The organism is Plantibacter sp. CFBP 8775 (assembly GCF_014839505.1).
GTDB lineage: Bacteria > Actinomycetota > Actinomycetes > Actinomycetales > Microbacteriaceae > Plantibacter > Plantibacter auratus.
Genome location: NZ_JACYNV010000002.1, coordinates 302,584 through 317,207, shown reverse-complemented (window position 1 = coordinate 317,207; position 14,624 = coordinate 302,584). Strand labels below are relative to the sequence as shown.

14 protein-coding genes are annotated in these 14,624 nt (G+C 70.7%); 10 read left to right on the top strand and 4 right to left on the bottom strand.

Annotated elements, in window-relative coordinates; translation table 11 throughout:
• Nucleotides 1-27 precede the first annotated feature (27 nt).
• Entirely contained in the window at nucleotides 28-1,227 is a 1,200-nt protein-coding gene (manA, locus tag IFR14_RS14070; protein WP_137243359.1) for a mannose-6-phosphate isomerase, class I, read from the top strand.
• Between the two features lie 31 nt (nucleotides 1,228-1,258).
• Here manA and IFR14_RS14065 read toward each other — a convergent pair whose 3' ends face one another.
• Entirely contained in the window at nucleotides 1,259-2,239 is a 981-nt protein-coding gene (locus IFR14_RS14065) for a GlxA family transcriptional regulator (RefSeq protein ID WP_137243358.1), read from the bottom strand.
• Between the two features lie 93 nt (nucleotides 2,240-2,332).
• Here IFR14_RS14065 and IFR14_RS14060 point away from each other — a divergent pair, with 93 nt between their 5' ends.
• From IFR14_RS14060 to IFR14_RS14040, 5 genes are all read left to right on the top strand, one after another.
• Complete coding sequence (locus tag IFR14_RS14060; RefSeq protein WP_161578604.1) at nucleotides 2,333-2,476, top strand: hypothetical protein; 144 nt, start codon at nucleotides 2,333-2,335, stop codon at nucleotides 2,474-2,476.
• Between the two features lie 54 nt (nucleotides 2,477-2,530).
• On the top strand, nucleotides 2,531-3,493 hold the full coding sequence (gene galE / locus IFR14_RS14055; RefSeq protein ID WP_064295220.1) for a UDP-glucose 4-epimerase GalE: 963 nt from the start codon (nucleotides 2,531-2,533) through the stop codon (nucleotides 3,491-3,493).
• Between the two features lie 186 nt (nucleotides 3,494-3,679).
• On the top strand, nucleotides 3,680-4,009 hold the full coding sequence (locus IFR14_RS14050; protein ID WP_079002812.1) for a WhiB family transcriptional regulator: 330 nt from the start codon (nucleotides 3,680-3,682) through the stop codon (nucleotides 4,007-4,009).
• A gap of 111 nt (nucleotides 4,010-4,120) precedes the next feature.
• Nucleotides 4,121-7,489: a glycosyltransferase family 2 protein gene (locus tag IFR14_RS14045; RefSeq protein ID WP_191941447.1), complete on the top strand. Its 3,369-nt coding sequence runs from the start codon at nucleotides 4,121-4,123 to the stop codon at nucleotides 7,487-7,489.
• Nucleotides 7,479-8,912: a DUF5719 family protein gene (locus IFR14_RS14040; RefSeq protein ID WP_124769649.1), complete on the top strand. Its 1,434-nt coding sequence runs from the start codon at nucleotides 7,479-7,481 to the stop codon at nucleotides 8,910-8,912. Before IFR14_RS14045 ends, IFR14_RS14040 begins: the two co-directional genes overlap by 11 nt.
• Before the next feature lie 16 nt (nucleotides 8,913-8,928).
• Here the strand turns inward: IFR14_RS14040 and IFR14_RS14035 are convergent, their stop codons facing one another.
• Nucleotides 8,929-9,366, bottom strand: coding sequence for a metallopeptidase family protein (locus IFR14_RS14035; RefSeq protein WP_064295223.1), 438 nt, complete (start codon nucleotides 9,364-9,366; stop codon nucleotides 8,929-8,931).
• 107 nt (nucleotides 9,367-9,473) lie between these two features.
• Here IFR14_RS14035 and IFR14_RS14030 point away from each other — a divergent pair, with 107 nt between their 5' ends.
• The gene (locus tag IFR14_RS14030; RefSeq protein ID WP_369808449.1) at nucleotides 9,474-9,683 is read left to right on the top strand and encodes a DUF3499 family protein; all 210 of its coding nucleotides are present in this window, start codon (nucleotides 9,474-9,476) and stop codon (nucleotides 9,681-9,683) included.
• Between the two features lie 82 nt (nucleotides 9,684-9,765).
• Nucleotides 9,766-11,256 (top strand): adenosylhomocysteinase, encoded by a 1,491-nt coding sequence (ahcY, locus tag IFR14_RS14025; protein ID WP_191941446.1) that lies wholly within the window; start codon nucleotides 9,766-9,768, stop codon nucleotides 11,254-11,256.
• Nucleotides 11,257-11,278: 22 nt separating this feature from the next.
• Here the strand turns inward: ahcY and IFR14_RS14020 are convergent, their stop codons facing one another.
• Nucleotides 11,279-12,139 carry an RDD family protein gene (locus IFR14_RS14020; protein WP_085513390.1) on the bottom strand — a complete coding sequence of 287 codons (861 nt, stop codon included), beginning with the start codon at nucleotides 12,137-12,139 and terminating at the stop codon, nucleotides 11,279-11,281.
• 67 nt (nucleotides 12,140-12,206) lie between these two features.
• On the opposite strand from IFR14_RS14020, the gene IFR14_RS14015 reads away from it, so the two are divergent.
• Nucleotides 12,207-13,202 carry a stage II sporulation protein M gene (locus IFR14_RS14015; protein WP_191941445.1) on the top strand — a complete coding sequence of 332 codons (996 nt, stop codon included), beginning with the start codon at nucleotides 12,207-12,209 and terminating at the stop codon, nucleotides 13,200-13,202.
• Nucleotides 13,203-13,205: 3 nt separating this feature from the next.
• Here IFR14_RS14015 and IFR14_RS14010 read toward each other — a convergent pair whose 3' ends face one another.
• Nucleotides 13,206-13,601, bottom strand: a complete 396-nt coding sequence (locus IFR14_RS14010) for a DUF5997 family protein (RefSeq protein WP_056012681.1) — start codon at nucleotides 13,599-13,601, stop codon at nucleotides 13,206-13,208.
• Between the two features lie 98 nt (nucleotides 13,602-13,699).
• On the opposite strand from IFR14_RS14010, the gene IFR14_RS14005 reads away from it, so the two are divergent.
• Entirely contained in the window at nucleotides 13,700-14,566 is an 867-nt protein-coding gene (locus tag IFR14_RS14005) for a LysR family substrate-binding domain-containing protein (RefSeq protein WP_191941444.1), read from the top strand.
• Nucleotides 14,567-14,624 lie beyond the last annotated feature (58 nt).

Below are 14,624 nucleotides of genomic sequence, written 5' to 3'. Positions count from 1 at the left end.
ACCCTCGTCCGTCGAAAGGGCCCCACCATGTTCGTGCCGCTCCGTGCCACTCCTCGTGACTACGCGTGGGGGTCGTCGACGGCGATCGCGGAGGTGCTCGGGTCCGAGCGCTCAGGACGTCCGGAGGCGGAACTCTGGCTCGGCGCACACCCCGGGGCGCCGACGCCGATCGCGGATCCGTCGACGGTGGGGGGACACGCCGACCTCGAGCGCTGGCTCGCCGCCGATCCCACCGCGCTCGGCGGGCACGGCTCGCTGCCGTTCCTCCTCAAGGTCCTCGCAGCGGCCCATCCGCTCTCGCTGCAGGCCCACCCCGACCTGCACCGCGCCGCCGCGGGCTTCGCCGCCGAGAACGTACGAGGGGTGCCGCTCGACGCTCCGCACCGCAACTACAAGGACGCGCTCCACAAGCCGGAACTCATCGTCGCCCTCCGGGACGGCTTCGAGGCGCTCTGCGGGTTCCGCGAGCTCGATGCGACCGATGCGCTGCTCGCCGAGCTGGTGGCCTCGGCGCCCGATCCGGCTGCTGCGGCGCGCATCACCATGCTCCGGGGGATGCTGGCCGCCCCCGACGGGCTCCGCGACACCGTGCGGATCCTGCTCGAGCAGCTCCCCGGCGGGCTGCTCGACGCCCTCGTCGTGTCCGCCGCGGCTCCCGGTTCGGGCGCGTTCGACGCCGAGCGTGCCCTGGTCGGGCGGCTCGCGCAGGAGTATCCGGGTGATCCCGGCATCGCGGTCGCCCTCCTCCTCAACCTCGTGACGTTGCGAGCAGGAGAGGCGCTGTACCTCCCAGCCGGGAACATCCACGCCTACCTCCGCGGCATCGGCGTCGAGCTCATGGCCGCGAGCGACAACGTCCTGCGCGGCGGGCTCACCCCGAAGCACGTCGACGTGCCCGAGCTGCTCGAGGTCCTGGAGTTCGAGCCGCGGCCGGTGCCGTGGCTCACCCCGACGGACCTGGGTGGGGGGCTCAGCCTCTTCGTCCCGGACGTGCCGGACTTCGAGCTGCTGCGGGTGGACCTGTCCGATGAGCCGTCCGAGCAGGAGTCGTCGTTCCGGCTCCCCGGCCCCGGGATCGCGATCGTGGTCGACGGCTCGGTGCGGATCACCGGAGCCACCTCGTCCATCGAGCTCGGTCGAGGTGGCTACGCCTTCATCACGCCCGACGAGGCGGAGCTGCGCTTCTCCGGGACCGGGACCCTCTTCCTGGCGACCACTCAGGGCTGACCGCGCGGCCCGCCGGTCCGGTCCACGCGGCTCAGGCGCTCTCCCGCACCCCGAAACTCCGCCGGTAGGCGGCGGGCGTGGTGCCGAGGACGCGGTCGAAATGATGACGGAGGACCGCCGCGGTGCCGAACCCGGTGTCCGCAGCGATCCGCTCGACACCGTGGTCGGTCCGTTCGAGCATCTCCTGGGCTCGGAACAGGCGTTGCCGGTTCAGCCAGGCGGCCGGCGTGCTGCCGAGCTCCGAGCGGAAGCGGCGTGCGAAGGTCCGCTCGGACATGTGCGCCTGCCGCGCGAGGCGCCCGATGGGCAGGTCCTCGGCGAGGTGGTCGAGCATCCAGTCGACGACCGGGGCAAGGGACTCGCACTGCTGCGCCGCGACGGGGGAGAGGACGTACTGCGCCTGACCGCCGTCACGCTGTGGCGGGACGACCATCCGGCGGGCGATGACGTTCGCGCTCGCCGCGCCGTACTCCTGTCGTACCAGGTGCAGACACGCGTCGATGCCGGCAGCGGTCCCCGCGCCCGTGATGACCTTGCGGTCCTCGACGAACAGCACGTCCGGGTCGACGGTGGTGCCCGGAAACATCGTCTGCTGCTCGCTGGTGTACATCCAGTGGGTCGTGCTGCGCCGACCGTCGAGCAGCCCGGCCTGACCGAGGACGAACGACCCGCTGCACACGCTGAGGACCCAGGCACCACGTGCCTCCGCTGCTCGGAGGACGTCGAGGTAGGCCTCGTCGACCGCTCCGGCACGCGATCCACCACGACCGGTGATCACCACGAGGTCCGCCTCGGCCGCGAACGACAGGTCGTCGTCGACGATCATGTCGAAGCCCCGCGAACCGTCGTCGCTCAGGTTCATTCGAACCGGACCGGGGTCCTTCGTGACGATGCGGAGGTCGAAGGCGGGACCGCCCTGGTCCGACCGGTCGATGCCGAAGACCTCGCAGACGACGCTGAACTCGAACGGTTGCAACCCCGGGATGGCGAGCAGGGCGACCTTCGACAGCATGGGACCTCCGGATGATCGATTTGGCAGGAATGTGCTGCTTTGCGTCCATCCTGCCACTGGTGGCAGTTTTTCGCCATTCCTAGAGTTTCAGACATGTCCATCATCGCACTCGTCATCGGCATCATCACCGTCCTCATCGTCGTCGTCGCTTCCGCCGCGACCCTCCGTGCCGTCCTGACCGACGGCTATCGCCGTGTCCCCAGCCGTGCCGGCGCACGACGCACGCGCCTCCAGTAGTCTGGTCACTCCGTCTGCAGCACGGCAGGTGGAGGACTCCCTGGAGGAAGCATCGTGGCGTGGCTGGTGACGGGCGGAGCCGGATACATCGGAGCCCATGTGGTTCGGGCCTTCCAGGCGGAGGGGATCGACGTCGTCGTCCTCGACGACCTGTCGAGCGGGCACGAGCGCTTCGTCCCGGCCGGAGTGCCGTTCGTCCGCGGAACCCTGCTCGACGGCTCGGTCCTCGAGCGCACCTTCTCCGAGTTCGAGCTGAGCGGCGTCGTCCATGTCGCCGGGTACAAGTACGCGGGTGTCTCCGTGCAGCGCCCACTCCACACCTATGCCCAGAACGTCACGGCCACCGCGATGCTGCTCGCCGCGATGGAGGAGCACCGGGTGGAGCGCATCGTCTTCTCGTCGAGCGCCGCGGTGTACGGGACCACGGACGTCGACCTGGTCACCGAGGACACCCCGAAGGCCCCTGAGTCGCCCTACGGCGAGTCCAAGCTCATCGGCGAGTGGCTGCTCCGCGACCAGGGTGTCGCGACCGGGCTTCGCCACACCTCGTTGCGGTACTTCAACGTCGTCGGCTCCGGGACGGACGAGGTCTACGACACGAGCCCGCACAACCTCTTCCCCCTCGTCTTCGACGCGCTCCTCGCCGGACGCACGCCCCGCATCAACGGCGACGACTACCCCACGCCGGACGGCACCTGCGTCCGCGACTACCTGCACGTCGCGGATCTCGCGGCCGCGCACGTCGCCGCGGCCAAGCGGCTCGATGCGGGTGAGCCCCTCGAGGCGGCGTACAACCTCGGGAGCGGCGACGGGTCGAGCGTCGGCGAGATCATGACCGCGATGGCGGAGGTGACCGGGATCGACTTCACCCCCGAGATTATGCCGCGGAGGGCGGGCGACCCCGCACGGATCGTCGCGTCCGGCGCGCTCGCAGCGCGCGACCTCGACTGGCGGATGCGACACGATCTGCGCCAGATGGTGGAGAGTGCATGGCGGGCCAGGCGCGCCGCCGACTGACGTCGCGCGGCCGCACGATCCGCCCCGACGTGCCCCGACACCCAGTTCGGGTCACACTCGGCGCGTCGCGAACCCTCACCTCGTGATTGAGGCTTTACGATGTGCGACTTGACTCGACCATAACTACAAGGGTGTAATTATGTATCGCGCCGCGTGGCGCAGGGTACGAGTAGGTGGGGAGACGGTATGGCGATTCCTGAGTATCGTGCCGGAGTACCCGACGACTGGTTCGTCGATCCGGTCAATCTGGGAGTCCCCGGCGTCCGTCAGCCCGCTGCGGAGGGCGAGGACGACACCCAGCTCTCCTGGCAGACCGATGCGCTGTGCGCGCAGACCGACCCCGAGGCGTTCTTCCCCGAGAAGGGTGGATCCACGCGCGACGCGAAGCGGATCTGCACCAGCTGCGACGTCAAGTCGCAGTGCCTGGAGTATGCGCTCGCGAACGACGAGCGCTTCGGCATCTGGGGCGGCCTCTCCGAGCGCGAGCGCCGGAAGCTGCGCAAGCGCGCCGTTTGACGCTTCCTCGAACGCTGGCCGAACCGCTCCCGGCTCACCGGAACGCCCCCGATTCGGGGCGCGCCCGCTCGGTTCCCGCTCTTCCGGCCGGACCCGCTTAGTCTGAATCCGATGTCTCCCCGAGTAACGGCGATTCTCGTGGTGCGCGACGGCTCAGAGCCGCTCGCACGCACGCTCGACGCCCTCCGTGCCCAGACCCGTCCGGCGGACGGGATCATCGCCGTCGCCACCCGCGCGAGTGAGGCGACGATCGAGGAACTCGGTCGCGTCCCCGGCATGAAGCTCGTGACCTCGACCGAGGACCTCAGCTTCGCGCAGGCCGTGGCCGCCGGCGTCCGCGTCACCGATCAGCCGGAGGACGCCGAGCAGATGCTCTGGTTGCTCTCCGAGGACACGGCTCCCGAGCCGACGGCGCTCGCCGCCCTGTTGGGCGCCCTCGAGGTCTCGCCGTCCGTCGGTGTGGCCGGCCCGAAGATCCTCGACTGGGACGACGCGTCGTTCCTCCGTCGCTACGGCGAGACGATCACCACCCTCGGGGCGGCGGTCCCGGTGGTCGAGGACGAGCTCGACCAGGCCCAGCACGACACGATGAACGACGTGATGGCGGTCGGTCCGGCCGGCATGCTCGTGCGCCATCAGCTGTGGGACCGGTTGGGCGGCTTCGACCAGGCCCTCGTGGCGGACGACGCCCTCGACTTCTGCATCAGGACCCGCCTCGCGGGCTACCTGGTCGCGGTCGTGCCGACGGCGCGGGTCGCCTCCGCCGGCGAAGGCATCGCCGGGCCCTCCTGGTCGAACCGGCTCGGCGCGCGTCGTCGTCGCCACCGCCAGGCCCGCGCCGCACAGCTCCACCGCCGTCTCGTCTATGCGCCCGGGATCATGGTCCCGGTGCACTGGCTCAGCCTCGTGCCCCTCGCCATCCTGCGGGTCATCGGCCACTTCGTGAAGAAGCAACCCGAGCTCGTGCTGGGCGAGCTCTCGGCGGCGTTCGCCGTCGCGTTCTCCGGGACGAAGGTCGGGAGTGCGCGGCGCCAGCTCGCGAAGAACCGCACCTTGGGCTGGTCGAGTATCGCCGGCCTGCGGATGCGACTCGACGAGGTCCGACGCAAACGCGCGCTCGCGCGGGAGGCGACGCAGATCGGCTTCATCGGTGAGGAACGCGACCTTCGCTTCTTCTCCGGGGGAGGCGCCTGGGTCGTCCTTGCGACGGCGGTCATCGGAGCGGCGATCCTCGCTCCGCTCCTCGGAGCCACGTACCTCACCGGTGGTGGACTCCTCCCGCTCTCGGCGACGGTCGGCGAACTCTGGCAGCACATCGGCTTCGGGTGGCGCGACGTCGGTCTCGGCTTCGTCGGTGCCGCCGACCCGTTCAGCGCGGTCCTCGCAGTGCTCGGGTCCATCACCTTCTGGCAGCCGTCCTTCTCCCTGGTCCTCCTCTTCCTGCTCGCGCTGCCGCTCTCGGCGCTCGGCGCCTGGTTCGCCGCCACCCGGCTCACGGAGCGCAGCGGTCCTCGAGCGGTGGCGGCGCTGCTCTGGGCGCTCGCCCCGACGCTCCTGACCGCACTCGCCGATGGCCGTCCCTCGGCCGTCATCGTCCATGTCCTGCTGCCCTGGCTGTTCTACGCGGGTGTGGTCGCGTCCCGGTCGTGGGCCGCAGCCGGCACGAGCGCCTTCCTGTTCGCCGCGATCGTCGCGAGCTCGCCGTCCCTCGCCCCGGCGTTGCTCGTCATCTGGGTCGTCGCGATGGTCTTCGCCGGTCGGGGTGTCGCCAGGGTCGGCCTTGTCCCGATCCCCGCCATCGCGCTGTTCGCTCCGCTCATTTGGCAGCAGGGGCTCCACCGGAACAACTGGCTCGGAATCCTCGCCGACCCCGGTGTCGCGACGCCTGCGACCGCGGCGTCCGGCTGGCAACTGTCCCTCGGCTTCCCCGGCGGCAGCCTGGGTGGATGGAGCCAGCTCGGTGCAGCGCTCGGGCTGCCGGGTACGGCTCCCGCCATCGTGGTGCCCGCGCTGCTCGCGCCGCTCGCGATCCTCGCTCTGCTGGCCCTGTTCCTCCCGGGGTCCCGACGGGCCGTCCCGTTGCTCATCGCGGCGTTCCTCGGACTCGTGTCGGCCGTGTTCGCCACGCATCTCCTCCTCGCCTCGGCCGCCGGAACGGCCGTCCCCGTCTGGGCCGGCGCGGCGATCAGCCTGTACTGGCTCGGGATCGTGGGTGCTGCGACCCTCGGCCTCGACCGCATCCCACGGTTCCGGGCGGTTCCGGCGCTCGTCATGGTCCTCGCCGCCGCGGTGATCGCCCTCCCACTCGCCCTCGCCCAGCCTCTCGGCACCTCGGTGGTCCGTGAGAGCTCCGGTCGCCAGCTGCCCGCCTACGTGACGGCCGCGACGCAGACCGATCCTCGGCTCGGCACCCTCGTCATCACGCCCGGCGACGACGGGACCATCACCGCAGTCGTCATCCGTGGACAGGGGGAGACGCTCGACGGCCAGTCCACCATCGCCCAGACGGCCCCCGGCGTGTCCTCGGACGACCGCATCGTCGCCGAGCTCGCCGGCAACCTCGCATCGCAGAGCGGACTGGACCCGACGGAGACCCTCGTCGAGCACGGCATCGCCTTCGTGCTGCTGTCGCCGGTCGCAGACGGCGAGGAGCAGACGGTGGCGGGTCAGACCGCCGGCCGCGCGGCGAGTGCGCTCGACGCCAACGCGGCGTTGGTCGCCGTCGGTGACACGACGAGCGGGACGCTCTGGCGCACCGTCGCGGACGTCGGCACCGGTCCCGAGCTCCCCACGTCCAACGTGCTCGGCACCCTCATCGGTGTCGGCCTGGGCGTCGTGTTCCTCATCACCCTGCTCCTGAGCATCCCCAACGGCGCGTCCCGCGACGGGTACCGCGCGGGATCCCGGAAGCCCGCGAAGCTGAAGGGCCGTGCCGCTCGCAAGGCGGCCGCGTCCGGGGCGACGGTCGCGGTGATCGACGACGACGAGACCGGCACCTACGACGACGAGGAACCGACCGCCGATCTCGACGACGAGGCGGAGGGATCCGAGTCGGCCGACACCACCGACGCGTCGACCCGCCCGTCCAAGCCGCGCTGGTGGCGTCGGGGTCAGGCCTCCGCCGAGGCACCCGCGCCCGCGGCGGTGGAGGCCGAACCAGCCGATGACGCCGAGTCCGTCGACGACCGTGCATTGACAGTCGACACCGGGTCGGCCGACGACACCGTCGCTCGCGATGGAACCGTGCCGGTCACGGACGACACCGTCGACACGGACCGCGACGTGACCGGGTCGACTCCAGAGGCCGACACGAACACGAACACGAACACCACAGCCGACGAGGTTCCCGACGAACCGGCGGTCGCCACGGGCGAGGTCGCCGTGCCCGATCCGGATCCGAGCGACTCCACCGAGACGACGCCGGATCCCGACACCACCCGCCGGGACACCCCGGGAACGGAGCAGCCGCATGCCCAGTAAGCGCGGAGTCGCCATCACCTCCGGTCGGATCGTCACCGGCCTCGTCGGGATCGGGATCGCCGCGGTCACGATCGCAGCGGCTGGGCAGCTGCCCCTCCCGACGGTCGAGATCGCCCCTCAGGACATCCGAGTCACCCCGGTGGCCGGCGATCAGTCGGTCGTGTGCCCGGGGCCGCTGCTCGCCCTGGCTCAGGATGCGACGGCCGCCACGGCAGCCGGCTCCTTCGGCCCGGCGAGTGTCGACTTCGGAGCGAACGGGGTGACGCCCACGACGAGTGAGTTGGCAGCACCCGACAACACGAGCGGTGCGGCGGACGGCGGACCCACGGTGATCACCGTCCCCGGCGCGACCGACGGCACGGTGACGCCCCTGAGTGGCGCGCAGTCGCAGATCGCCGCCGAAGCCGAGGTCGCCGGTCTGGCGGCCGCCGCCTGCACGCCGGCATCGGCCGAGAGCTGGCTCGTCGGTGGTTCGAGCGACATCGGTCGTACCACCCTGATCCTCTTGAGCAACCCGTCGGCCGTCGACGCGAACGTGACCCTCGAGGTCTTCGGTGCCGCCGGGCGGATCGACGCTCCGGGTGCCGCCGGGATCGTCGTCGCCACCGGCACGCAGCGCGTGATCGCCCTCACCGGCCTCGCACCCAACGAGCCGACCCCGGTCGTGCACGTGACGAGCGAGGGCGGCCAGGTGGTGGCCGCGCTCCAGCAGAGCACGGTCCGCGTCCTGACCCCCGGTGGCGTCGAGGTCCAGGGGCCGACCGCGTCGCCTTCGACCGACCTCGTGATCCCCGGCGTCGTCGTCACGGCCCCCGCGGCCGCAGGGGCGAGCTCCGACACCGCGTCCGTCGACGACCGGGCCACGGCCCTCAGACTGTTCGCGCCGGGATCCGAGCCAGCCGACGTCGTCATCACCGCCACCCGGGAGAACGCGAAGGACGAGCCGATCGTCATCGACGCGACCATCCAGCCGGGCGTTCCCGGTGAGATCGCCCTGGCCGAACTCCCGGCCGGTGAGTTCTCGCTGGAGGTCACCTCGACCCGACCGGTGGTCGCGGCGGCCCGGACGAACTCGCGCGGCGGAACGCTCGAGGACTTCGCCTGGTTCGGAGCGACGCCCGCACTCGACGACACCGCGGCCCTCACGGTCCCCACCGGGCCGGGGCAGAAGCTCCACGTCTTCAACCCGTCTGGCTCCGACGCCGAACTCACGTTGACGGGGGCTGACGGCAAGGAGACCACGGCGAAGGTCGGCGCCGGAGCGGCGGTGACCATCGGCGTCGGCGCCGGTCAGAGCTACGTCCTCGCCGGGGCCGACGGCCTCCACGCCTCGATCAGTCTCGCCGCGGCGGGGCGGCTCACGTCGCTGCCGGTCACGCCGCCGAACCCGCTGGCGGCGCCGATCAGCGTCTACCCGCGCTGACCGCGGCGGCCTCGGGTCAGAGGAACCGGTACCGTTCCGGCCCGAGGTCCCAGGGGTCCTTGCCGAGGAGCTCGGCGACGGCGCGGAACACGCAGCTCTCCACCATCATGCGCTGATGCAGCTCGTCGTTCCGGTGGAGCTTGCTCATCCGCTGGATGGGCAACCGGTACAGGATGATGCGTCGGCGTGCTCGGTCGACGAACCAGCGGTCGACGCCGTCCGTCCCGGAGTTCTGCGCCGGCATCGCGCCGACCTCGAACCGGACGTCGGCGAGTTCGGCGGGCCAGGCTCCGCGGAGGTAGTCGGCGGTGGTGGCGACCGTCAGGTCGAACTGGTCGATCCGGGTGTCGATCGGTGGCACGTCCGGTCCGACGACGCTCGACCGACCGTTGCGACCGTGCCGTGATCGGCGGCGCGAGAGGGCGCCTCGCGTCTCCTCGTCAGCCTGCGCCATGCGTCCAGTCTAGGTGTGGTCGGCGGCCCGGTTCAGACCCGCTCGACCGGCGAGCCGGACGGTGCCGCCGGCGCCCGCGGGCTACGCTGGGGCAAATGGTGGACAGGATGTGTTCGAAGGTCGGCTGCTCGCGCGAGCCCGTGGCGACGCTGACCTACGACTACCGTGACTCGATGGCCGTCCTCGGGCCGCTGAGCATCGAGAAGAGCCCGCACAGCTACGACCTCTGCTCCATCCACGCCGTACGGCTGAGCGTGCCGCAGGGCTGGAGCGTCGTGAAGCACAGCGTCCTCGGCGACGTCGGCTACGGCTCCTGACCGTCGGCCCGCCACCGCGTGGTGCCGATCTCGGGCCCGACATGAAGGTCCACGACGCCTGACGGTCTGCGAGAATGGCGTCATGAGTTCTTCCGCACCGACTGCCCCCACGACCACCCTGCCCTACAAGGTGGCCGACCTGTCGCTCGCCGAGGCCGGCCGACACCAGCTCCGCCTCGCCGAGAACGAGATGCCCGGCCTGATGGCCCTCCGTGAGGAGTTCGGCGCGAGCCAGCCGCTCGCCGGTGCCCGCATCGCCGGTTCGCTGCACATGACGGTGCAGACCGCGGTGCTCATCGAGACGCTCGTCGCGCTCGGTGCCCAGGTGCGCTGGGCGAGCTGCAACATCTTCTCGACCCAGGACGAGGCGGCAGCGGCCGTCGCCGTCGGTCAGCACGGGACCGTCGAGGCACCGGCCGGCGTGCCGGTCTTCGCTTGGAAGGGCGAGACGCTCGAAGAGTACTGGTGGTGCACCGAGCAGATCTTCGACTGGTCGACCGAGGCCGCCGCGGCCGGAGCCGAGTGGACCGGACCCAACCTCATCCTCGACGACGGTGGCGACGCGAGCATGCTCGTCCACCAGGGCCGTCGGTTCGAGCTGGCCGGAGCGGTCCCCGACACGACCGACGCCGACAGCCACGAGTACAGCATCGTCCTCGACGTGCTCCGCCGTTCGCTCGCCGGCAGCAGCGACCGTTGGACGAAGGTCGCCGCCGACATCCTCGGCGTGACCGAGGAGACCACCACCGGTGTCCACCGCCTCTACGAGCTGGCGAAGCAGGGTGAGCTGCTGTTCCCCGCGATCAACGTGAACGACTCGGTCACGAAGAGCAAGTTCGACAACAAGTACGGCATCCGGCACTCGCTGCCGGACGGCCTCAACCGCGCGACCGACGTGCTCATCGGTGGCAAGGTCGTCTTCGTCGCGGGCTACGGCGACGTCGGCAAGGGTGCAGCTGAGGCCCTCCGCGGCCAGGGCGCTCGGGTCATCGTGTCCGAGGTCGACCCGATCTGCGCCCTCCAGGCGTCGATGGACGGCTTCCAGGTCGCGACCCTCGAGAGCGTCGCCGACCAGGTCGACATCATCGTGACGTGCACCGGCAACTTCAACGTCGTCACCCTCGATCACATCCTCGCGCTCAAGCACCTCGCGATCGTCTCGAACGTCGGGCACTTCGACAACGAGATCGACATGGCCTCGCTCGAGGCGCTCGAGGGCGCCGAGAAGATCGAGATCAAGCCCCAGGTCCACGAGTGGCGCCTCCCCACGGGGCGCAGCGTCCTCGTGCTCAGCGAGGGACGACTCATGAACCTCGGGAACGCGACGGGGCACCCCTCGTTCGTGATGAGCAACTCCTTCACGAACCAGGTGCTCGCACAGCTCGAGCTCTGGACGCGGATCGAGGAGTACCCGATCGGCGTGTACGTGCTGCCGAAGCACCTCGACGAGAAGGTCGCACGCCTGCACCTCGACGCGCTCGGCGTGCAGCTGACGACGCTCACGCGCGAGCAGGCCGACTACATCGGTGTGCCGGTCGAGGGCCCGTACAAGGTCGACCACTACCGCTACTAGGCGGTGCCGCCGGTTCCCCGCCTCAGCGGTCGGGGAACCGGTGCGGCTGACCGCTCAGCACCGGCTGGAGGAGTGACAGGCGCTGACGGGCCGCGAGTTGGGCCTGGTACTCGCGCTCCCGGCGGATGACGGAGACACCGACGAGGAACGCCTCCGGGGGAGCGATCGGCAGCGGCGACACGAATCGGGACACCTCTGCCGCGAGTTCGGCCGCCAATCGGGTCCTCGTGGCCGGGGTCAGTGAGCCGGCCTGCTTGAGGAACTGGGTGACGCGCCGCGCCAGCGGATCGGGCAGTCGGGCCACGTCGGCGCCGCCGGCCCAGGCGGCGAGCTGCGGTGGGATCATCGCGACGGGCTCCACCACCCGCGGCAGACGCTCACGTTGGCTGTAGGTCCCGGCGAGCACGTCGCCCAGACGCTTCGAGCGAGCACTGAGCAGGCCGGTGAGTGCGGCGATGCCGCCAGCTGTGGCGTAGATCTCGAAGTACCCGGTGAGGGCACGGATGAACGCGTGCCGGAAGCCGGGTGCACCGCCGTCGTCCCGGACGATGCGGGCACCGACCACGAGTCTGCCGAGCGACCGTCCGCGGGTGGCGATCTCGACCGCTGCCGGCAGGACGACGAGACAGAGCACCGTCAGGCCGAGCACGATGGCGGTGAACATCGCGGTGTCCATGGCGACCCCGGACAGGATCCAGGAGAACATCGCGAGCATGAGGCCGACGAACACGAGGATGGACACCACGTAGTCGATGATGGCGCCCGCCGCGCGCAGGATGAATCCGGTGGGCCGCACGTCGAGGGCGACCGCCTCGCCGGTGATCAGCTCGGTGCCGTCGTCCAGCGTCGTCTCGTGCAGCGGGACCCGGGCCGGTTCGGACATGTGCTCCATTCAAGCAGATGCGCGGGGGACCGGCCATGGAGCGCCACCACCGCGTAGCATGGCTGCGATGGACCTCGACGCCTACTCCGCAGCCCACCGCCAGGAATGGGACCGCCTCGACGCGCTCGGCAAGCAGCGGTTCTTCAGCGGGCCGGAGGCCGACGAGCTGATCGACCGCTACCAGGCCGGAGCGACCCAGCTCTCCGCGATCAAGACGACGGCCGGATCGACCCTCGTCGGCGACCGCCTCTCGGTGTCGCTCTCGCGGGCGCGCCTGCGGTTCACCGGGGCCAGCGCGAACGTGTTGTCGAGTGTCCCGCGGTTCTTCGTCCTGGCGCTGCCGGCCGCGCTCTACCGGGTCCGATGGGTGACCCTCGCGGTCGCGGTCGCGACGGTCGTCATCGCGACCCTGTACGCCGTGTGGATCGCCGGCAACCCACAGGTCCTCGCGAACCTCGGTACCGACGCCCAGCTCAAGCAGTACGTCGAGGACGACTTCGTCGCCTACTACTCCAACAACCCGGCTGCGAGCTTCGCCGGCCAGGTGTGGACCAACAACGCGTGGATCGCAGCGCAATGCGTCGCGTTCGGCATCAGCGGTGTCTGGGTCCCGTACATCATCGTCACCAACGCCCAGGGGGTCGGGCAGGCCGCAGGGGTCATGTTCGCCTACGGCAAGGGCGACGTGTTCTTCGAGTACATCCTCCCGCACGGCATGCTCGAGCTCACGGCGGTGTTCGTCGCGGCAGCGGCGGGTCTGCGCATCTTCTGGGCCTGGGTGGCACCGGGGCCACGGACGAGGGGCCAGGCGCTTGCCGAGGAGGGCCGAGCGCTGTTCACGATCGCCATCGGGCTGGTGATCGTGCTCTTCGTCTCGGGGCTCGTCGAGGGTTTCGTGACGCCCGCACCATGGCCGTGGGCGGTCAAGATGCTCATCGGCGGGGGAGCGCTCGCCGCATTCCTGAGCTACATGTGCTGGTGGGGCGGCCGCGCGTACCGCTCGGGCGAGCGCGGTGACCTGGCTGAGTTCGAGGCCGGCGCGAAGCGGATCGTCGCCGGCTGACGGCTACTCGCCGGCTTCGGATCGTGCGCGGCGCTCGGCGTTCCTCGCGTTGACCCGGGCGTTCTCGGCGTTGACCTCGGCGTGGACGGCGCGCTCCTGCACGAGCCAGGCGGGCAGCGTGCGGAGGAGCTCCTGGATCTGTTCGGTGGTCAACGCCTCGGTGATCTCGGCGCGAGCCAGACCGGAGGTCGACACACCCAGCTTGCGGGCGACGACGTCCCGCGGGTGCGGTCCGTTCTTGCGGAGCTCGACGAGCCAGTCCGCCGGGTTCGCCTGCAGTTCGAGGAACGCCGACCGCGTGATCGGCTCCTCCTGGAACGACGCCGGGGTCGCCGGCAGGTAGACCCCGAGCTTCTTCGCCGCGGTCGCCGGTTTCATGATCTGTTCGCTCGCACCCATCCGCTCAGCGTACCTCGCTGCGGTGTCCTCGCCCAACCGGCCGGATCACCCGTCGACTGAGCTGCAGTAGTGTGGCAAGCCGAGCAGTGGAGGCTTCGATGGACAGGCAGGACGACCAGGTCGACGGGATCGAGGTCGGCGACGACGGGATCGGTGCCGACACGGTGCCGGAGATCGTCCCGCCGGCGCTGACCGTCGCCTACGCGCGCGGCGTGAACCCGGGGAAGTGGGCGCGCATCTGGAGCGAGCGCCGTCCGGACGACGAACTCCGCCTGATCCGAGTGGACCTCGACGAGCAGCGAGCGGTCCTGGCCTCCGGTGCGGCGGACGTCGTGCTCGCCCGGGTCCCGATCGACCAGGACGGGCTGAACACGATCGCCCTGTTCGAGGAACTCCCCGTCGTCGTCTTCGCCAAGGGCGCTGCCCTCGGAGCCGAGGACACGGTCGGGATGGCCGCGCTCGCCGACGAGCAGCTGATCATGACGCCGCTCGTCCTCGAGTGGGCCGAACGTGCCGCCGTGCTCGGGTTCGACGCCCCGGCGGCCCCGTTGACCGACGACCCGGAGGCAGCGGTCGAACTGGCCGCGTCCGAGGTCGGGATCGTCGTGGTCCCGCAGTCGGTCGCGCGACTGCACCAGCGGAAGGACGTGGAGTACCGTCCGATCGTCGGTCTTCCTTCGATCCCGGTCGTGCTGGTCTGGCCGCAGGACCGCGAGGACGAAGCCGTGGAGGAGTTCATCGGCATCGTGCGCGGACGCACGGCCAACAGCTCGCGACGGTCCGCCCCGACCGAGCAGGCCGCCGCTCCTGCACCGCAGCAGGCCGCGAGACGACGGAAGGCGCCGAAGGCCGGTTCGACCCAGGGCACCGCCGCCGGGACGAGCCGAGGCGCCCAGCTCGCCGCGCGCAAGGCCAAGCAGGAGGAGCTCGCCCGGGAACGCCGCAGGAAGCGCAAGGGCCGCTGACCCGTCGATCCGGTTCCGGCCGGCACTCGGAGGAAGCCGCTCGATCGGCGACGGATCG